Source organism: Pukyongiella litopenaei, assembly GCF_003008555.2.
Lineage (GTDB): Bacteria > Pseudomonadota > Alphaproteobacteria > Rhodobacterales > Rhodobacteraceae > Pukyongiella > Pukyongiella litopenaei.
Genome location: NZ_CP027665.1, coordinates 1,055,501 through 1,075,144 on the forward strand (window position 1 = coordinate 1,055,501; position 19,644 = coordinate 1,075,144).

The window sequence follows — 19,644 nt, forward strand, 5'->3', positions numbered from 1 at the left end:
CGTAACGTAATTAATGTAGATACGCAAGGACACCCCATGTCTTCGATCACGACAGTCATACCCCATATCATCGCAAGGGATGCCAAGGCCGCCATCGCATTCTACATCGCGGCCTTCGGCGCGACCGAGATATTTCGCATGACCGATCCCTCCGATGGCAGGATCGGTCACGCGGAACTGAAATTCGGCGACAGCACCATCATGCTCGCCGACGAGTATCCCGATTTCGGCGCGCTCGGCCCCGACACGATCGGCGGCTCGCCGGTGACGCTGCACCTGTCGACGACAGCGGTCGATGCCGACCTCGCCCGCGCCGTCGAGGCCGGCGCGACGATCCTGCGCGCCGCCACCGACCAGAGCTTCGGCGAGCGCAACGCGATGGTGCAGGACCCGTTCGGCCACCGGTGGAGACTGTCGCAAACCATCGAGCAACTGCACCCCGACGAGATGCAGCGGCGCTGGGACGAAGAAGCCGCCTCATGAGCAGCGGGTGGCCGCCAGCCGCTCGAAGAGCCGGGCAACGGCTTCGGCACCGGGATCGACATTGCCGCTGAGCTGAGCGGCAGTCACATAGGACGCCCGCCCGGCATTCGCCGTCAACATCCGCGCGGTCGACATGGCACCGGTTCTCGCATGCGAGGCGGCTGCCTGCAGCCCGTCCCGAAGGCCCTCCAGGGCGGGTGCCAGGGCGTCGATCATGGTACGATCGCCAGGATCACGCCCGACGAGCCCCCCATCGTCTGGCTCAATTCGCGGCTGATCGCGGGCAGCAACTGCCCGAGATCGGCCAAGGGCAAATCGTCCAGGCGATCCAGCAACGTGATCTTCACCCGCATAGACTTCTTCCATGATCTTGCCGGTTCCTGAAAACCAGGCATCACAAGGATCACGTTGGATTACCCCGCATTCATACGGCCAAAGGTGCGACAGGCCAGATTTGCGCATTGCACGTCTTCGTCGCTGCTGGCGCCGCTCACCCCGATGCCGCCGATGACGGCCCCAACGGATGTCGTGATCGGCAAACCGCCCGTAATGGCCACGAAACACAACCACGATCCATACGCAGATGATCCTCGTCAGGGATACGCGCCCGGGCCTGTATGAAACGCCCCGGAACCTGCCAAACGCCCGTTTCCCGCTGCGACAGTAGCTTTTCGAGGAAAACGAGTCCATCGCACCCGGATTTGGTTCGCGGGGTTGCCTCACCTCGATGCGGCCAGTATGCGAGGCCGGAACGAAAGGTGAATACATGCGCAGACACAGCTTCGAGCGCGATGGCGTGGTCTTTTCATTCCTCGACGCCGGCGGTGACGGCAAGCCGTTGCTCGCGCTTCATGGCCACTGGATGGGGGCGTCCGACTTTACGGAGGTTGCCGACGATCTTTCGCCCGAATGGCGCGTGATCGCACTCGACCAGCGCGGCTTTGGCGAAACCGACCACGGGGCCGCGCACCACATGGCCGCCTATGTCGGCGATGCGGTCGCGCTGCTGGCGCATCTTGCCATCGCCGCGCCGGTTCCGGTCCTGGGTCATTCCTTTGGCGGTATCGTCGCCTATCATCTGGCGGCCGCGCACCCGGAGCGGGTTTCCGCGATGATCATCGAAGATATCGGGGTGAACATCCAGGATGATTCCACACCCTTCGTCACCCATTGGAGCGGAACCTTCCGGCTGCGCGAAACATTGGAGGACCGGCTTGGCCCGCGACTGGCGCCCTATCTGCAGCGTTCCATCCGCCGCACAAAGGACGGCTGGACACTCAATTTCGATCCGGCCGAATTCCTGCTGTCGGAGCAGGCAACCAACGGCGACCACTGGAACGTCTGGCTGCAAAGCCGCTGCCCCGCCCTGGTCCTGTCCGGCAGCGAAAGCCGTGTCTGCGACCGGGCAGAGCTGCAAGCCATGGCGGAAAGGCGCGACGGCACCGAGTTCGCCCGGCTGGAGGCCGGTCACTCGATCCATATCGACGCGCGCCCGGAATTCGTGGAACGCTTGCGGCAGTTTCTGGACAAGCAGCATCCGTGAACGGCCGGCATCATTCGCCGAGCCGGCCGTGTCACCGCCCTATCCGGGTTGCCCCGTGTCGGCCCTATTGCGGTTCGGGCACCAGGATCTCGCGTTTGCCGACATGGTTGGCGGCTGACACCAGCCCCTGCTCCTCCATCTGCTCGACCAGGCGGGCGGCCTTGTTGTAGCCGATCGCCAGCTTGCGCTGGATGTAGGAGGTCGAGCATTTGCGGTCGTTGATCACCACCTGCACCGCCTGATCATAGAGCGCGTCCTCGCCATTGGTGTTGCCGCCCAGCCCCAGCACCAGGTCGATATCGTCGGCCTTTTCGTCATCGGGGCCGTCCAGCACCGTGCCGACATATTCCGGCGGGCCAAAGCTCTTGAGATGGCTGACCACCTCCTCGACCTCTTCGTCGGACACAAACGGCCCGTGGCAGCGGGTGATCTTGGCCCCGCCCGCCATGTAGAGCATGTCGCCCATGCCCAGAAGCTGTTCGGCGCCCATTTCGCCGAGGATGGTCCGGCTGTCCACCTTGGACGTCACCTGGAACGAGATCCGGGTCGGGAAGTTGGCCTTGATGGTGCCGGTGATCACGTCGACCGAGGGCCGCTGCGTGGCCATGATCAGGTGGATGCCCGATGCCCGCGCCATCTGCGCGAGACGCTGGATGCAGGCCTCGATTTCCTTGCCCGCGACCATCATCAGGTCGGCCATCTCGTCCACGATCACCACGATATAGGGCAGTTTCTCGGGGGCGAATTCCTCGGTCTCGAACACCGGTTCGCCGGTTTCGTCGTCGAACCCGGTCTGCACCGTGCGCGAGAACATTTCGTTCTTGGACAGTGCATCCTTTACCCGGCCGTTATAGCCGGCGATGTTGCGCACGCCCATCTTCGACATCTTGCGATAGCGGTCCTCCATCTCGCCCACGACCCATTTGAGCGCCACGACCGCCTTTTTCGGATCGGTCACCACCGGCGACAGAAGGTGCGGAATACCGTCATAGACCGACAGTTCCAGCATCTTGGGGTCGATCATGATCAGCCGGCATTCCTCGGGCGTCAGCTTGTAGAGCAGCGACAGGATCATGGTGTTGATGGCGACGGATTTGCCCGAACCGGTGGTCCCCGCGATCAGCAGGTGCGGCATCTTGGCCAGGTTGGCCACCACCGGGTCGCCCCCGATATCCTTGCCCAGCGCCAACGGCAGGCTGCGGTTGCCGTCGCCGAATTCGCGGCTGGCGAGTATCTCGCGCAGCACGACCTTTTCCCGGTTCTCGTTCGGCAGTTCGATCCCGATCACCGACCGGCCGGGAACGGTGGACACACGCGCCGACAGCGCCGACATCGACCGGGCGATGTCGTCGGCCAGACCGATCACGCGCGACGCCTTCAGGCCCGGCGCGGGTTCCAGTTCATACATGGTCACGACCGGGCCGGGGCGGACGCTGACGATCTCGCCCTTGACGCCATAGTCGTCCAGCACGCTTTCCAGCATCCGGGCGTTTTCCTCCAGCGCCTCGTCCGACAGCAGATGGCGCTGGATGCTGACCGGGTTGGTCAGCAGGCTGAGCGGCGGCAGTTCAAACGCCTCGCCCGTTTCGTCAAAGGCCAGGCCCGGCTGTGCCTCGGAGATCGCGCGGGTGGACAGCGCCGCCGTCTTGCGCGGCGGGTTCATCACGACCGTGCGCGGCCCCGCGACCGGGATCGGCATCGGGTCGGGTTCGGGCTCGGACAATGGCAGCGCATCATCCTGCACCGATACCCGCGGCTGCGGATCGCTGGAAGGTTCGCCGGGAAGATCGCCGGAAAGATCACCGGGAGGATCGCTGGGCGGCGCGCTGGGCGCATCGACGGGGGCTGTCGCCTCTTGCGGCTCGGCACCGGCATAGACCGGCGGTTCGACCCGCGCCCGGCCCGCCGAAGGATCCAGAACCAGCGGTTCGGGCCGCCGCCCTCGCCCCTTGGTCAGGGGCAGCGCCGGATCCGGTTCGGGTTCGCCCTTGCGGGCGCGAATCGCGTTGGCGATCCGGTCGCGGATGCGGTCGCCGCTGGGCTCGTCGATCTCGACCGTGAATTCGGGTTCGATCAGTTCGGGCTCGGGCATGGTTTCGGGCCGGCGGATGAAGGACGGCACCTTGGCCAGGACCGAGGGCGCCGACGGGTCGGACCAGTCCGGCAGATCGTCCTCGTCCCCGGCCATGTCCCCGGCTTCGGCGGCACGGCGTTCGGCCCGCGCGGCGTGATGGTCGCGGGCCGCCTGCGCCGCCTGCGCGGCGCCACGGCCCAGCAGCGTCATCAACTGCCCGTAGGCCATCACCAGGCTGACCAGGCAGAACCGCAGCCCGCGTGCGATTTCGGGCCGGGTAAAGCCGGTCACATGGGCGCCCAGCGCCAGCAGGCCGACCCCCAGCAGGAATGAAATCAGCTTGACCGCCATCTGCGATCCCAGCGGCAGCAGCGTCAGCGCCGCCCCCAGAACGGTGTCGCCGAACAGCCCGCCCAGCCCATAGCTGTGGGTGGCCTGCCAGCCCGCGCCCGGCACCAGCGTCGCCGCATAGACCGAGGCCAGCGCGATCGCGATCGGGGCAAAGATCAGCCGCCCCACGGCCCGGTCCGCATGCCAGTGCAGCGCGAACCGCAGCCCCCAGATCACCGCGACCAGCGCGATGCCCCAGGCGCCCTTGCCCGCGATCATGATCAGCGGGGCCGCGACCGAGGCTCCGACACGGCCCAGCCAGTTCTGCACCGGCGCATCGGTCGACACCATCCAGTTCGGGTCGTCGGGGCTGTAGGACCAGATCATCGCCGCCACGGCCAGCCCGAAGCAGATCATGGCGATACCGATCAGTTCCCGGCCCCGCCGCTCCAGTGCCTCCTGCATGTTGCTGTCCAGAAGCGGATCCCGGCTGCGTGTCTGATATGCCATACCTTACCCTCGTTCCCTACGCGTAGAGACAGTCGCGCAGGTCACTCAGCCCGCGCCGTGTCTCGTCCATTGGGGCCACCATCGCGACCCTGATATATCCCTTGCCGGGATTGTCCCGGCCCTCGCCCCGCGCGAGATAGGCGCCGGGCAACACCCGCACCCCGGTTTCCCGCCACAGCTTCAGCGTTGCGGCCTCGCCATCCTCGACCGGCAACCACAAGAAGAACCCGGCCCGTGGCGGCAGGTAGCCCGGCACACCGCCAAAGACCTCATCCGCGAGCGTGTATTTCCGCCGGTAGAGCGCCCGGTTGTCCTCGACATGCGCCTCGTCCGCCCAGGCCCGCGCGGCGGCGGCCTGCAGCGGCGTCGGCAGCGGCGCACCGGAATAGGCGCGCAGCTGGTGGATGCGGGCGATGCTGTCCGGTCCCCCGGCAACGAAGCCCGACCGCAGGCCGGGCAGGTTCGACCGTTTCGACAGCGAATGAAACACCAGCACCCGTTCCGGGTCGGCCCCGGTTTCGGCGGCCACCTGCAACGCGCCCGGCGGCGGGTCGCCGCGATAGAGCTCGGCATAGCATTCATCCGCGAAGATGCGGAAATCGTGTTTCTCCGCCAGTGCCAGCAGGTCGCGCCAGTAATCGCGCCCGGCCACCGCCCCCTGCGGATTGGCGGGCGAACAGACATAGGCAATCACGGTGCGGTCCAGCACCTCGCCCGGCAGCGCCGCGAAATCGGGCAGGTGACCGGTTTCGGCGGTGGCCGGGACATAGACGGGTTCGGCCCCCACCGACAGCGCGGCGACCATGTAGACCTGGTAGAACGGGTTGGGGATCAGCACCGCCGGGCGCTGGCCGCCTTTCCTTTCGGGCCCGAGTGCCATCGCCGCGTTGTAGAGCCCCTCGCGGGTGCCGTTCAGCGCCATCAACTGGCGGTCGGGATCGACCGAAACGCCGTAGCGGCGCGACAGCCAGGCCGCGATCGCGCCCAGCAGCTCGGGCGAGCCGTTGTTGGGCGGATAGCTGTTGAAGCCCGCGACATTCGCGGCGATCACCTGCGCGATCCAGGGCGGGAACGGGTGGCGCGGTTCGCCGATGGACATATGCCGCACCTCGCCGCCGGGCGAATGCCCGTCGAGCAGCGCGCGCAGGCGCGGGAACGCATAGTCCGGTAGGTTCGAAAACCGCTCGGGATAATCCATCGAAACTGCCTCAGGTCGGGGTCGTTGTTCGCCCCGGATTTCGTCCAGATTACAGACGCACGCCCGCCCCGTCCAGAAAAAGGCAGGCGAGTCCCGGCAGTTGTGGCTTTCAGGCCAGCACCCGTTCGGCCGCGGCACCCAGCCTCAGCAATGCCTCTTCGCCCATCGGCGCACCCATCAGGCAGAGACCGCAGGACGGCGTGCCCGTCGGCAGGTTCAGCGCGCTCAGCCCCATCAGATTGCCGATGCGGGTGTTGCGCAGGACCAGCAGGTTCTGGGACTTGTAATAGTCCGGGTCCGAGGCCAGCCGGTCCAGCTGCGGCGGCACGGTCGGCACGGTGGGGCACAGCACGGCGTCGAACCCCGCCACGGCGCGGCGCCAAGTGGCGCGGACCCGGTCCAGCGCGGCCCAGGCGGCGACATAATCCGGCCCGGAATGGCTGGCGCCGAGCCGGAACCGGTCGCGTATCTCGGGGAACATGGCGTCGGGGCTGGCCTCGATCGCCGCGCGCCACTGCCCGTAGGCCTCGGTGGTATAGAGAACGCCCGACAGCGCCAGCGCATCGGACAGTTCCGGCACCTGCAACGGCTCGAGCCGCGCGCCCGCCCGTTCCAGCCTGGTGCAGGCCGCGTCGAACGCCGCCCGCGGGGCATCGTGCAGGTCATCCAGCGCCACGGTTTCCAGCACCGCCAGCCGCCGCCCGTCCAGCCGCGCGCCGCGCAGGTCGGCCGGTTGCCCGCCTTCCAGCAGGGCGAGATACAGCGCCGCATCCTCGACGCTGCGGGCCAGCGGCCCGACCGTGTCGAATTTCGGACAGAGCGGCACGATACCGTCCAGGGGCACTCTGCCGGCGGTGGTTTTCAACCCCACGAGATCGTTCCACGCGGACGGCACCCGCACGGATCCGCCGGTATCCGACCCGATCCCGCAGGCGGCCAGCCCGAACGCGACCGATGCCGCCGCCCCCGAGGACGACCCGCCCGGCGCGGCACCGGCGTCGTTGACGCAGGGCGATGTCGCCTTGACCGGGTTCAGCCCCAGCCCGGAAAACGCCAGTTCGCTCATATGGGTCTTGCCCAGGCAGACCGCGCCCATCGCGGTGGCGTTGCGCAGCACCGGGGCATCCCGGTCGGGCACCCGCCCCTTCAGCAGGTCCGACCCGGCCTCGGTCACGATGCCGGCACTGTCGAACAGGTCTTTCCAGCTTATCGGAACACCATCGACCAGCGAACGCCGCTGCCCGGTGCGGGCGCGGATGCGGGCGGCGCGGGCCTCGGCCAGGGCGCGGCCCGGGGTCGCGCGGGCATAGATGCGGTCGCTCATCGGATGGGCCGCGATGGCATCCAGATAGGCCTGCGCCAGATCGACCGGGTCGATGTCGCCCGCCGCGATGCCGCGCCCCAGATCCCCCGCCGTCATCGTCAACCAGTTCGACATGCACCCGTCCTTTCGCGTTTTCCGGAACGGTAGCGACAGGACCGCGCATGGACAATCCCGTCCCGGCACGCATAGTGCCACCATGGAACTGAACAGTGATGTCCTGATCGTCGGAGGCGGGCTGAACGGCCCGGCCCTTGCGCTGGCCCTGGCCCGCGCCGGACATTCCGTCACCGTGATCGACGCCCTCGCCGCCAGCGCCCGGCGCGATGCCGATTTCGACGGTCGCGCCTATGCGCTGGCGCTGTCATCGCAACGGCTGCTGGCGGCGACGGGGATCTGGCCGCGCGTGGCGGATGACGCCCAGCCGATGCTGGAAATCAAGGTCACCGACGGCCATGCCGGGTCCGGGCCATCGCCGTTCTGGATGCATTTCGACCATGCCGAGATCGAGGAAGGCCCGATGGGTTTCATGGTCGAGGACCGGCACCTGCGCCGCGCCTTCCTGGACGCGATGGCGGACCAGCCTGCCATCACGCAGGTCACCGGGCGTGTCGTGGCGCAGGACACCCGGCCCGGGCGCACGGTGCTGACGCTCGTGGGTGGCGAAACCCTGGCCGGAAAGGTCCTGATCGGGTGCGACGGACGCGCCAGCGGCACCGCCCGCCGTGCGGGGATCGGGCGCACCGAATGGGATTATGGCCAGACCGCGCTGGTCTGCGCCATCGCCCATGAAAAACCCCATGACGGCATCGCACACCAGTTTTTCATGCCGCCGGGTCCGCTGGCGATCCTGCCGCTGAAGGACAACCGCTGTTCCATCGTCTGGAGCGAGCGCCACGACACCGCCCGGACCATCGCCGCGCTGGACGACGCCGCCTATCTCGAGGTGCTGCGCCCGCGGTTCGGCGATTTCCTCGGCGACATCGCGCTGGCGGGCGCGCGGTTTTCGTATCCGCTGGGCCTGACCGTGGCCAACAGCTTTGTCACCGAGCGGCTGGCGCTGGTGGGCGACGCGGCGCACGGGCTGCACCCGATCGCCGGACAGGGGCTGAATGCCGGGCTGCGCGACGTGGCCGCCCTGGCCGAGGTGCTGACCGATGCGGCACGGCGCGGAGAAGATATCGGCGCGGCCCCGGTTCTGGACCGCTACCAGCAGTGGCGCCGGTTCGACACCGCCACGCTGGCACTGGCGACCGATACGTTCAACAGGCTGTTTTCCAACGACAATCCGCTGCTACGGCTGGGCCGGGACCTGGGCATGGGGCTGGTCGGCGCCCTGCCCGGCCTGCGGCGCGGGTTCATCCGCGAGGCTGCGGGGCTGACCGGCGATCTGCCCCGGCTCATGCGGGGCCGGCCGCTCTGACCGCCTGCGCGGCAATGTCCTGACGGATCAGATCCTTGTAGAGATCCCGGATGCGCGCCATCACCGGCCGGTCGCCGGAACCGATCGGCTTGCCGTCGATTTCGGCAACCGGGGTCTGGGCGCCGAAGGTTCCGGTCAGGAACGCCTCGTCCGCGCCATAGGCCTCGTAGAGCGAGTAGTTCTTTTCGAAGACCGGGATGCCATTGTCGCGGCACAGGTCGATCACCTTGGCCCGCGTGACCCCGTTCATGCAGTAGTCGCCGCTGCTGGTCCACACCTCGCCCCGCCGCACGATGAAGAAATTGCAGGCATTGGTGGTGTTCACGAAGCCATGCGGGTCCAGCATCAGACCTTCGTCTGCGCCCGCCTGTTCGGCCTGCAGGCAGGCAATCACGCAGTTCAGCTTGGAATGGCTGTTGAACTTGGCGTCCTGGCTGTTCGGCAGGCCGCGCACCTGCGGCACGGTCGCCAGCCGGATACCGCGCGCGGCAAGCCCGTCGGCGGGTTTCGAATGTTCCATGATGATCACCAGCGTCGGCCCCGACCGCGACAGGGACGGGTGCTGGAACGGCTTGACCTTGACGCCCCGCGTCAGCATCAACCGGCAATGCACATCCGTCGTCATGCCGTTGGCGGCGGCGGTGCGGGTCAGCGCATCGAGAATACCCGCCCTATCCATCCCGACATCGAGGCTGACCGCCTTGCACGAGTTGAAGAAGCGATCCATGTGGTCGTCGAAAAACGCCCAGTGCCCGTCATAAAGCCGCAGCCCCTCCCACATACCGTCGCCGAGCATGAACCCGCTGTCATAAACCGACACTTTCGCATCGTCGCGATGCACGATCTCGCCGTTCACATAGATCCTTATATCGCGGTTGCGGGCATCGTCCTCGGCATCATGGGTGGTGAGGCTGCCGGTCTCGGGGTCTGTGGTCATGGGCGGTCCGTCGCGCTGGGGTAAAAACAGGACAGGATTGCCCGCTGCACCCCCGGATTGTCAACGGCGCGCGGCCCGGCAACGAAAAAGGCCGCACCCGGCGGGCGCGGCCTCAGTTATCGTCGCGGGAAAGGCCGGTTACTCGGCGCTTTCCTTCTTCTCGCGGGCGACTTCCTCGCCGGTTTCCTGGTCGACGACCTTCATCGACAGGCGCACCTTGCCGCGATCGTCAAAGCCCAGCAGCTTGACCTTCACTTCCTGACCTTCCTTCAGCACGTCGGACGGATGGTTCAGTCGGCGGTTTTCGATCTGGGACACATGCACCAGGCCGTCACGTTTGCCAAAGAAGTTCACGAAGGCGCCGAAATCGACGATCTTGACGACCTTGCCGGTATAGATCGCGCCTTCCTCGGGCTCGGCCACGATCGCGTGGATCATGTCATAGGCCTTCTGGATGGCTTCGCCGTTGGGCGATGCGATCTTGATGACGCCGTCATCGTTGATGTCGACCTTGGCGCCGGACACCTCGACGATCTCGCGGATCACCTTGCCGCCCGAGCCGATCACTTCGCGGATCTTGTCGGTGGGGATGTTCATGGTTTCGATACGCGGTGCGTGAACCGAGAATTCGCCGGCGCCGGACAGCGCCTTGTTCATCTCGCCCAGGATGTGCATCCGGCCGTCTTTCGCCTGTGCCAGCGCCTTTTCCATGATTTCCGGCGTGATGCCCGCGACCTTGATGTCCATCTGCAGCGAGGTGATGCCGTTTTCGGTGCCCGCCACCTTGAAGTCCATATCGCCGAGGTGGTCCTCGTCGCCCAGGATGTCGGTCAGCACCGCGTAGGACCCGTCCTCTTCGAGGATCAGACCCATCGCCACGCCGGCAACCGCGGATTTCAGCGGCACGCCCGCATCCATCATCGACAGCGACCCGCCACAGACCGAGGCCATCGACGACGACCCGTTCGATTCGGTGATCTCGGAGACCAGCCGGACCGTGTAGGGGAAATCGGTCGGGGCCGGCAGCACCGCCTGCAGCGCGCGCCAGGCCAGCTTGCCGTGGCCGATTTCGCGGCGGCCCGGAGGTCCGACGCGGCCAACCTCGCCAACCGAATAGGGCGGGAAGTTGTAATGCAGCAGGAAGTTCGACTTGAAGGTGCCGTGCAGCGCGTCGATGAACTGTTCGTCATCGCCGGTGCCCAGCGTCGTCACCACCAGGCCCTGGGTTTCGCCGCGGGTGAACAGCGCCGAACCGTGGGTGCGCGGCAGCAGGCCGGTTTCACAGCTGATCGGGCGCACATCGGTGGTCGAGCGTCCGTCGATCCGCTTGCCGCCCTTGACCACGTCGCCGCGCAGGATGCCGGCTTCGAGTTTCTTGAGCGCCGAGCCCAGATTGGCGTCGCCCAGCTGTTCTTCGGTCAGCGCGGCCTTGATCGTCTCGCGCGCGGCGGCGACGGCGGCGGTGCGGTCCTGTTTGTCGGTGATCGCGAACGCGGCGCGCATCTGCTCTTCGCCGGCGGCCTGCACCGCGGCGAACAGGTCGGAATAATCCGGCGCCTGGAAATCGAACGGCTCTTTCGCGGCGGATTCGGCCAGCGAAATGATCAGGTCGATCACCGGCTGGATCTGTTCGTGGGCAAAGGTCACCGCGCCCAGCATCTCGGCTTCCGACAGCTCATAGGCTTCGGATTCGACCATCATCACCGCGTCCTTGGTCCCGGCGACGACCAGGTCCAGCCGCTGTTCGGGGTTCAGGCGCAGGTCGTGCATGTCGTCCACGGTCGGGTTCAGCACATATTCGCCATCGGCAAACCCGACGCGGCAGCCGGCGATCGGCCCCATGAACGGCACGCCCGAGATGGTCAGCGCGGCGGACGCGGCGATCATCGCCACGATATCCGGGTCATTGACCAGGTCGTGGCTCAGTACGGTGCACATCACCAGCACTTCGTTCTTGAAGCCCGGCACGAACAGCGGGCGGATCGGTCGGTCGATCAGGCGCGCGGTCAGCGTTTCCTTTTCGGTCGGGCGCGCCTCGCGCTTGAAGAAACCGCCCGGCACCTTGCCGGCGGCATAGTATTTTTCCTGGTAGTGGACGGTCAGCGGAAAGAAATCCTGCCCGGGCTTCTGCTCGCGGGCATAGGTCACGTTGGCCATCACACGGGTTTCGCCCAGCGTGGCGATCACGGACCCGTCCGCCTGTCGGGCAACCTTGCCGGTTTCCAGCGTGAGCGTCTCCTCGCCCCACTGCATGGTCTTCGTCGTTATGTCAAACATCTAGCGTATCCTGATTGGGAGCGCTCCCGGGCCCTTCCCGGGTCTCCCGATTTCGTGGCGGCCCCATTGCCGCCGACCCCTGTCCTTTGCACAACGCCGGGGTCGCAGCGTCACGTCTCAGATTCTGCGCGAATACAGGAACGGACATGAAATTGAAAGGGGTTGGGAACCACCGCGTTCCCCTTCTTTCCGCGCAGCGATCCACCGCAGGGCACGCACGCCGCGCCCTGCCCCGGGCCGTTTCCGCATGGCCACGTCACCGCAGGCCGAAGGGGGTTCAGCGCCCGATATGGTCCAGAACGAAATCGGCGCGCGCCCCGACACCGGCCAGCGGCAGCTGCACGAGGTCATAGCCGGGCCGGCAATAGGTTTCGGCCATGATCCGGCCGGTGGCCTCGGCCTCCCGCCGGTCCTGCCTGCGCTCGGTATCCCGGCCATAGATCTCGTCCCAGTAGGGGGCGAAAAATACGGTTCGGCTGTATCGAAACACATGCGCCGCCTTCTCGACATGCGCGGGGACGGGCAGGCCGCAGAGGGTCAGATAGCCGATCACGTCGGGGAGGCCGCGATCCATCAGGACCGGGCCGGTCATCGCCGACGCCGCGTGGTGGGACCGGAGGTCCCAGCCGAGCATATGTTCGGCAAAACCCGCCCGGTCCGCCCAGGGCAGGGCCGTTCCTCCGATCCTGACCTGATCGCGGATGATCGCCCGGCCGGCCTCGGGCATCGTCCCCAGGCCCCGGCGCGCCAGGGCTTCGGTCAGGCTGGTCTTTCCCGCTCCGGGGCCGCCGGTCACAACGAATAAATGGTCACACATGCACCATCCTCTGCGGTATCACATGGGGGATGTCACGCGGGCCGCGACCGCATGGTCGGCGGCGCAGGTCCGGGCGGTGACACGAACGCGATGATACCGGCAAAGGCGACGGCCGCAAGGGTATCCGAAACGGATCGGATGATACGGCGGCGGGCAGAAAAAAACACGCCCGGATGGCCGGGCGTGCTGCTTGCATTTTCGCTCCGGGACGCGGAGGCGTCAGCGGCGCAGACCCAGGCGCTTGATCAGGTCCTGATAGCGAGCCTCGTCCTTGCCCTTGAGGTAATCCAGCAGCTTGCGGCGCTGGGCCACCATTTTCAGAAGCCCACGGCGACCGTGGTTGTCCTTCTTATGGGTCTTGAAATGCTCGGTCAGCGTTGCGATGCGCGAGCTCAGGATGGCAACCTGCACTTCGGGCGAACCGGTGTCGCCGTCCTTGGTTGCGAATTCCTTCATCACACGGGTCTTTTCCGCGGCAGTAATCGACATCGGGGTCTCCTTTACGGGTTGGAGTGAATGGCGCAGGCCGGGATGTCGTCCAGCACAGGCCCATGGAGAATATCCCGCACCGTCCCGCCCGGAAGCCAGCCCCGGAGATTCGAATGCGGATGCGCGCGTATAGGCGGTCTGAACCGGAAAGGCAAAGGGTTCGTGGGAATGCCCCGATCACGGCGCCTGCGGCTGGTGCCGGGCCGGGCCGTTTCCCCCGCCGGTGGGTGCGGGCCCGCCCGATCAGGCCGGGCGCTGTCCCGCGCCCGATTTCGCCGCCGCCAAGTCGGTCATGTCGGCAATGTCGACGATCACGATTTCGCCTGTTGTGATCGGTGTGTCGCCCATGACGCGGGCGACCTCATGACCATCGACATGGACCGAGGACCAGCCGGGCGCCTCCGGGTCCGTCAGGATCTCGATCAGCGGCTCGGGGTTCTTGGCGAGATCGCAGGCAATCACCAGCTGGTCGGCCTCTTCCTCGAAGTCGGTGAATTCGACCGGCGCGCTATCGGCGCCCGCTTCGACGATCACCGTATCGGCCCCGTCGCCGCCGGTCACCACGTCGCCCGCACCGGCACGGATGGTATCGTCGCCGCCGCCGCCATTCAGGAAATCCAGCTCCTGCGCGCCCGTTTCGACCCCGTCGAGCCTGTCATCGCCCCACCCGCCGAACAGCGTATCCTCGCCCGCGCCGCCGGTCAGGACATCGTTGCCGTCGCCGCCATGCAGCGCGTCCGTCCCGGCGCCGCCGGTCAGCGTGTCGTCGCCCCGGCCAGCCTCGAGACTGTCGTCGCCATCGCCGCCGCGCAGAACGTCATCGCCATCGTGACCGAACAGCCTGTCATCGCCGTCGCCGCCGTCGAGATCGTCGTCACCGCCATCGCCATGCAGCAGGTCATCGCCCACGCCACCCATCAGCCGGTCCGCCCCGCCGCCGCCGCGCAGGTCATCGTCACCGCCGCGCCCGTCGATCGCATCGGGGCCGTCATAGCCGTTGATCTGGTCATCTCCGGCGCCGCCGGTCAGGGTGTTTTCTGCGCTGTCACCGGGAATTATGAGGTTCTGAACCGGGTCCTCATCCGCATCATCGGCAAGCGCGCCTTCATCGCGGCCCTCGGTGGCCACGATGGGATCCGGCGGGGACAGGTCGACCTGGTCGAGTAGATCCGGCAGGCTTTCCTGCCCTTCCCCGCCTACACCCCCGGCACCTCCGACACCCCCGGCAGCCCCTCCGCCTTCGGTATCCGCGTCCTCGTCCGCATCGGGAAAGTCCATCATCATCGCCACGCCGCCCGCGGCGACCAGGCTGAGCAGACCTGCCAGAAGAAACATGACCCCACCTCTCGTCCGAAGCCGGGCCGTGGCCCGCTACCAGAACCGATAGGGAACAGAGCTTAAGAAACCCTTATCCGCGTCAGTCCCAGGGTTCGGGTTGCCGCGCATAGGCGATATAGAGCGGATGGCGCGGGTGGCCATCCCGTGTCAGGCCCAGCTGGAACAGCGGCCGGCCGGTGGCACGCAGCAGCGCCTCGACGGCGCGGCCCCGGTCAAGATGCGCGCCATGGCTGCCCCAGGCGGCGATGATCCGGTCGGCCCAACGCGCGCCGTCGGCGATGGCCGCGTCATTGCCGGGCCCGACCGGGTCCGCCGCCTGTTTCATCGCACGCGGGTCGGTGTCGCGCCAGGCAAAGATGTTGGTCACCCGGAATGCCCCGAAGCCCAGCGCGCGGGCGCGGCGTTCGCACCGCTCGACCGTCGGGTCGTTCTGCACCTCGGTCGCGGTCGAGGGGTTGAGCATCACGAACATCGCCCGCGTGCCCGCCGCATCCCAGGTGCGGGTCAGCGCATAGCGATAGCGTTCGCAATCGGAATAGACCGCGACCGACGGCGCGTCGCCCTTGGTATGGCTGCGGGTGATCACGGGGCGGGACGGTTGAACACCCGGCTCGGGTGCAACTCGCCGGCCTTGTAGATGCCGACCGCGACCGCGTGCCCATCGAACGAGGCCCAGGCTTCGTCGCCATACTCGACATCGGCGGCCAGCACCATGCCGGGGTTGCCATTGCGCAGCCGGACCGCCCCCTCGGGCGTGCATTTCAGTTCGGGCAGATCGACAAGCCCCTGTTCGAGCGGCCGCAGAAACGCGTCGAGTTCGGGCGTGCGCGCCATGTCCTCGACCTGTTCCAGCGTCAGCCCGTCTGCGGCATCGAAAGGCCCCGACCAGATCCGGCGCAATCCGGTCACATGCCCGTGGCATCCCAGTGCCTGCCCCAGGTCGCGGGCGATGGCGCGAACGTAGCCGCCCTTGCCGCAGGTCATTTCCAGCGTCACATGATCGGCGTCGGGCCGGTCGGTCATCACCAGTTCCTCGACCCAGAGCGGGCGGGCCTCGATCTCGACCGCTTCGCCGCCGCGCGCGCGCTTATAGGCGCGTTCGCCGTCGATCTTGACGGCAGAGAATTGCGGCGGCACCTGCATGATCTCGCCCACGAAACCGCCCAGCGCCGCCTTGATCGCGTCGTCGTCCGGGCGCGCATCGCTCTCGGCGATCACCTCGCCCTCGGCATCGTCGGTATTGGTGGCCTGCCCCAGCCGCATGGTAAAGGCATACGCCTTGAGCGCATCGGTCACATAAGGCACCGTCTTGGTCGCCTCGCCCAGCGCCACGGCCAGCACCCCGGTCGCCTCGGGGTCGAGCGTCCCGGCATGGCCCGCCTTTTTGGCGTTGAACGCCCAGCGCACCTTGTTGACCACGGCGGTCGAGGTCGTCCCGGCGGGTTTGTCGATCACCAGCCAGCCGGAAATGTCGCGTCCCTTGCGTGCCATGACAGCGCCTCGTTCGATGTTTGAATTCGCGAATGCAGGGGCCGCGTTATAGGACAAGGGCGTCGCGGGTCAACTCGGGTCGTGCCGCCCCTTGCCAAACTGCGCGTTTTGGGGCTTTGCCTGAACCATGAGCAAACCCGATTTCAGCCTGGAAACCGACCTGCTGCAGCAGGGATACCTGCGGATCGCCGGGATCGACGAGGTCGGGCGCGGCCCGCTGGCCGGCCCGGTGACGGCGGCGGCGGTGGTGCTGGATACCGGCGCGATCCCCGACGGGCTGAACGATTCGAAGAAACTGACCGCGAAACGCCGGGCGGCGCTGGAAACCGCGCTGGCCGGGTCCGCGCAATGCGCCGTCGCCCATGCCAGCGTGCAGGAAATCGACCGGCTGAACATCCTGCGCGCCAGTCATCTCGCGATGGAACGCGCGGTGGCCGCGCTGGACCCGGCGCCCGATTTCCTGCTGATCGACGGCAACATGATCCCGGCCGGGCTGCGCATCCCCGCATCGGCGGTGGTCAAGGGCGACGCCCGCAGCCTGTCGATCGCGGCCGCGTCGGTGATGGCCAAATGCGCCCGCGACCGGGTGATGGTGGATTTGGCGCAACAGCATCCGGGCTATGGCTGGGAAACCAATATGGGTTACCCGTCGAAAAGCCACAAATCGGCGCTCCGAGATTTGGGGGTGACCCCACACCATAGACGTTCGTTTCGACCAGTCCACAATATCTTGTATCAAGACAATTCAACAACCTCTTGATTCAAAAAAGAATTTGACCGCGAATCGGCTTTGAATCATCCTGTCACCAACCAGTGAGAGCGCATCAAGCGCCCGGGACAGAGGCAGAAAATGACCAAGACCAAGACACGGAGCGCGCCCGCCGCGCTTCCCCTGAACACGATTCTGGCCGGCGATTGCATCGACGAGATGAACCGGTTGCCCGAGGCGTCGGTGGACCTGATCTTTGCCGATCCGCCCTATAACCTGCAACTCAGGGGGCAACTGCACCGCCCCGACAATTCGCAGGTGGACGCGGTCGACGACCACTGGGACCAGTTCGCGAGCTTTGACGCCTATGACCGGTTCACCCGCGACTGGCTGGCCGCCGCACGGCGCCTGCTGAAACCCGATGGCGCGATCTGGGTGATCGGGTCCTATCACAACATCTTCCGCGTCGGCGCGGCGCTACAGGATGCGGGCTACTGGATTCTCAACGACGTGGTCTGGCGCAAGTCGAACCCGATGCCGAATTTCCGCGGCAAGCGGTTCACCAACGCCCATGAGACGATGATCTGGGCCAGCCGCGACGAAGGCGCGAAATACACGTTCAACTACGAGGCGCTGAAGGCGCTGAACGAAGGCATCCAGATGCGCAGCGACTGGGTGCTGCCGATCTGCACCGGCCATGAACGGCTGAAGGACGACAATGGCGACAAGGCGCACCCGACCCAGAAACCCGAATCGCTGCTGCACCGGGTTCTGGTGGGCTCGACCAATCCCGGCGACGTGGTGCTGGACCCGTTCTTCGGCACCGGCACCACCGGCGCGGTCGCCAAGATGCTGGGCCGCGATTTCATCGGCATCGAGCGCGAGGAAAGCTATCGCAGGGTCGCCGAGAAACGCATCGGCCGGGTCCGGCGTTTCGACCGCGAGGCGCTCGAGGTTTCCGCCAGCAAGCGGGCCGAACCGCGCGTGCCCTTCGGCCAGCTGGTCGAACGCGGGATGCTGCGGCCGGGCGAGGAACTGTTCAGCATGAACCGCCGCCACAAGGCCAAGGTGCGCGCCGACGGTACCCTGATCGGCGACGACATCAAGGGGTCGATCCACCAGGTCGGCGCCAAGCTCGAAGGCGCGCCGTCCTGCAACGGCTGGACCTACTGGTGCTTCAAGCGCGACGGACAGACAGTGCCGATCGACGTGCTGCGCCAGCAGATCCGCGCCGAGATGCGCAACTGACGACACAAGCCACTCACACACACGGCATCAACGAAAACCGCCGGCGCCCGCGTTATCGTTCCGGGCGCCACACCTGCCCCGCCGGTCCGGCGGGGCTTTTTTGTGGACGAGTGTCAATGCCGACGAATGCCGACCGCGCGCATCTTGGCCTTGGGTCCGGGCCGCGCGGGCGCTAGGCTGGGCCGCGACGAACAACGGAGGCAAAGATGGCTTTGAACGTATATCTCTCGGGCGAGATCCACACCGACTGGCGCGACCAGATCATAGCGGGCGCCGACGGTCTGGACGTGGCCTTCACCGCCCCGGTGACCGATCACGACGCCAGCGACGATTGCGGCGTGGCGATCCTGGGCGCGGAACCCGACAAGTTCTGGCATGATCGCAAGGGCGCCAGCATGAACGCCATCCGCACCCGCAAGGCGATCGCCGATGCCGATGTGGTGGTGGTGCGGTTCGGCGAGAAATACCGCCAGTGGAACGCCGCCTTCGACGCGGGCTATGCTGCGGCGCTGGGCAAATCGCTGATCGTGCTGCACGGGCCCGACCACGCCCACGCGCTGAAAGAGGTGGACGCCGCGGCGCTGGCCGTGGCGCAGGAACCGCGACAGGTGGTCGAGATCCTGCGCTATGTCCTGACCGGCGCGCTGCCGGGGTGACTGAACGGGGCGACCGGGACCGTTCCGGCCGCAGGTCTGGCAAGATGACCGGTCAGCCGGGTTCGCGCAGCAGCGCGTTCAGGCGGTCGGTGTAATCCGCCCGCACCTCGACCGGCGGGCGCAGGCGGATGGTGAGGTCGCCCATCACCGCCGCGTCCGGCCGGCCGAAGAAACGGTTTGCCTCGGCCTCGGTGAACCCGGCGATTTCCGTAGCTTCCATCCAGGCGCTGATACGGTCGGCCTTCTTGATCTGCTGTTTCACCCGCACCGGCAGCGCGGCGGGCAGGCCAAAGCGGATGCGGATCGCCACCGCGAGCCGCGCGTCCAACTCGCCATAGCTCGGCCCCACGGCGGCCTTCACCGGGGAAATCATGTCGCCGATCACATATTCGGGGGCATCGTGCAACAGCGCGGCCAGCCGCCATTTCGCCGGGGCCGCGGGCGCGATACGGCCAAAGATCTGTTCCACCAGCAGCGAATGCTCGGCCACGGAATAGGCGAAATCGCCCCGTGTCTGCCCGTTCCAGCGCGCCACGAAGGCCAGGCCATGCGCGATGTCCTCGATCTCGACATCCACCGGGGTCGGGTCCAGCAGGTCGAGCCGGCGGCCGGATAACATGCGTTGCCAGGCACGGGGCTGTCGCGGGGGCATGGGCATCACTCCTCAGGAACGAGGCGTTGGGTATATCCGCGCGCAGGCGGACGCAAACCGAAATCCGGGCCGCTCACGGCCACCCGGCGCCCGATCAATCGATCGTGGCCAATGGTGGAATACCTGCATTGGCCACCCTACATATGGT

18 protein-coding genes and 1 pseudogene are annotated in these 19,644 nt (G+C 66.8%); 6 read left to right on the forward strand and 13 right to left on the reverse strand.

Going from position 1 to position 19,644, the window contains the following annotated elements; translation table 11 throughout:
- Positions 1 to 36: 36 nt before the first annotated feature.
- Entirely contained in the window at positions 37 to 483 is a 447-nt protein-coding gene (locus C6Y53_RS05270; protein WP_106471478.1) for a VOC family protein, read from the forward strand.
- Here the strand turns inward: C6Y53_RS05270 and C6Y53_RS05275 are convergent.
- Positions 478 to 818, reverse strand: a pseudogene (locus C6Y53_RS05275) (DAK2 domain-containing protein); the annotation flags it as partial. The gene C6Y53_RS05270 and the pseudogene C6Y53_RS05275 sit on opposite strands and share 6 nt — an antisense overlap.
- A gap of 78 nt (positions 819 to 896) precedes the next feature.
- Complete coding sequence (locus C6Y53_RS21420; protein ID WP_211299462.1) at positions 897 to 1,040, reverse strand: heme-binding protein; 144 nt, start codon at positions 1,038 to 1,040, stop codon at positions 897 to 899.
- Between the two features lie 209 nt (positions 1,041 to 1,249).
- On the opposite strand from C6Y53_RS21420, the gene C6Y53_RS05285 reads away from it, so the two are divergent.
- The gene (locus tag C6Y53_RS05285; RefSeq protein ID WP_106471481.1) at positions 1,250 to 2,026 is read left to right on the forward strand and encodes an alpha/beta fold hydrolase; all 777 of its coding nucleotides are present in this window, start codon (positions 1,250 to 1,252) and stop codon (positions 2,024 to 2,026) included.
- A gap of 64 nt (positions 2,027 to 2,090) precedes the next feature.
- On the opposite strand, the gene C6Y53_RS05290 is transcribed toward C6Y53_RS05285, so the two are convergent.
- The 3 genes from C6Y53_RS05290 to C6Y53_RS05300 all read right to left on the reverse strand — a co-directional run bounded on the left by C6Y53_RS05290 (position 2,091) and on the right by C6Y53_RS05300 (position 7,576).
- Positions 2,091 to 4,940, reverse strand: a complete 2,850-nt coding sequence (locus C6Y53_RS05290) for a DNA translocase FtsK (protein ID WP_106471482.1) — start codon at positions 4,938 to 4,940, stop codon at positions 2,091 to 2,093.
- 16 nt (positions 4,941 to 4,956) lie between these two features.
- Complete coding sequence (locus C6Y53_RS05295; protein WP_106471483.1) at positions 4,957 to 6,138, reverse strand: aminotransferase class I/II-fold pyridoxal phosphate-dependent enzyme; 1,182 nt, start codon at positions 6,136 to 6,138, stop codon at positions 4,957 to 4,959.
- 109 nt (positions 6,139 to 6,247) lie between these two features.
- Complete coding sequence (locus C6Y53_RS05300; protein ID WP_106471484.1) at positions 6,248 to 7,576, reverse strand: amidase; 1,329 nt, start codon at positions 7,574 to 7,576, stop codon at positions 6,248 to 6,250.
- 82 nt (positions 7,577 to 7,658) lie between these two features.
- Here C6Y53_RS05300 and C6Y53_RS05305 point away from each other — a divergent pair, with 82 nt between their 5' ends.
- Entirely contained in the window at positions 7,659 to 8,882 is a 1,224-nt protein-coding gene (locus C6Y53_RS05305; RefSeq protein ID WP_106471485.1) for an FAD-dependent monooxygenase, read from the forward strand.
- Here C6Y53_RS05305 and C6Y53_RS05310 read toward each other — a convergent pair.
- The 7 genes from C6Y53_RS05310 to truB all read right to left on the reverse strand — a co-directional run bounded on the left by C6Y53_RS05310 (position 8,860) and on the right by truB (position 16,231).
- Complete coding sequence (locus C6Y53_RS05310; RefSeq protein ID WP_106471486.1) at positions 8,860 to 9,819, reverse strand: aminotransferase class IV; 960 nt, start codon at positions 9,817 to 9,819, stop codon at positions 8,860 to 8,862. The two genes, C6Y53_RS05305 and C6Y53_RS05310, sit on opposite strands and share 23 nt — an antisense overlap.
- Before the next feature lie 138 nt (positions 9,820 to 9,957).
- Entirely contained in the window at positions 9,958 to 12,096 is a 2,139-nt protein-coding gene (gene pnp, locus C6Y53_RS05315; protein ID WP_106471487.1) for a polyribonucleotide nucleotidyltransferase, read from the reverse strand.
- A 277-nt stretch (positions 12,097 to 12,373) separates the two neighbouring features.
- Positions 12,374 to 12,913 carry an AAA family ATPase gene (locus C6Y53_RS05320; protein WP_106471488.1) on the reverse strand — a complete coding sequence of 180 codons (540 nt, stop codon included), beginning with the start codon at positions 12,911 to 12,913 and terminating at the stop codon, positions 12,374 to 12,376.
- A gap of 219 nt (positions 12,914 to 13,132) precedes the next feature.
- On the reverse strand, positions 13,133 to 13,402 hold the full coding sequence (gene rpsO / locus C6Y53_RS05325; RefSeq protein ID WP_106471489.1) for a 30S ribosomal protein S15: 270 nt from the start codon (positions 13,400 to 13,402) through the stop codon (positions 13,133 to 13,135).
- A gap of 243 nt (positions 13,403 to 13,645) precedes the next feature.
- Entirely contained in the window at positions 13,646 to 14,737 is a 1,092-nt protein-coding gene (locus C6Y53_RS05330; RefSeq protein ID WP_106471490.1) for a calcium-binding protein, read from the reverse strand.
- Positions 14,738 to 14,819: 82 nt separating this feature from the next.
- The gene (locus tag C6Y53_RS05335) at positions 14,820 to 15,326 is read right to left on the reverse strand and encodes a DUF1643 domain-containing protein (protein ID WP_106471491.1); all 507 of its coding nucleotides are present in this window, start codon (positions 15,324 to 15,326) and stop codon (positions 14,820 to 14,822) included.
- Entirely contained in the window at positions 15,323 to 16,231 is a 909-nt protein-coding gene (gene truB / locus C6Y53_RS05340; RefSeq protein WP_106471492.1) for a tRNA pseudouridine(55) synthase TruB, read from the reverse strand. Before truB ends, C6Y53_RS05335 begins: the two co-directional genes overlap by 4 nt.
- A 127-nt stretch (positions 16,232 to 16,358) precedes the next feature.
- On the opposite strand from truB, the gene C6Y53_RS05345 reads away from it, so the two are divergent.
- The 3 genes from C6Y53_RS05345 (at position 16,359) to C6Y53_RS05355 (ending at position 18,844) form a co-directional block, all read left to right on the forward strand.
- Positions 16,359 to 16,991 (forward strand): ribonuclease HII, encoded by a 633-nt coding sequence (locus C6Y53_RS05345; RefSeq protein ID WP_106471493.1) that lies wholly within the window; start codon positions 16,359 to 16,361, stop codon positions 16,989 to 16,991.
- A gap of 90 nt (positions 16,992 to 17,081) precedes the next feature.
- On the forward strand, positions 17,082 to 18,188 hold the full coding sequence (locus C6Y53_RS05350; protein ID WP_106471494.1) for a site-specific DNA-methyltransferase: 1,107 nt from the start codon (positions 17,082 to 17,084) through the stop codon (positions 18,186 to 18,188).
- Between the two features lie 206 nt (positions 18,189 to 18,394).
- Positions 18,395 to 18,844 (forward strand): YtoQ family protein, encoded by a 450-nt coding sequence (locus C6Y53_RS05355; protein WP_106471495.1) that lies wholly within the window; start codon positions 18,395 to 18,397, stop codon positions 18,842 to 18,844.
- 52 nt (positions 18,845 to 18,896) lie between these two features.
- On the opposite strand, the gene C6Y53_RS05360 is transcribed toward C6Y53_RS05355, so the two are convergent.
- Complete coding sequence (locus tag C6Y53_RS05360) at positions 18,897 to 19,496, reverse strand: HD domain-containing protein (RefSeq protein ID WP_106471496.1); 600 nt, start codon at positions 19,494 to 19,496, stop codon at positions 18,897 to 18,899.
- Between the last annotated feature and the right edge of the window lie 148 nt (positions 19,497 to 19,644).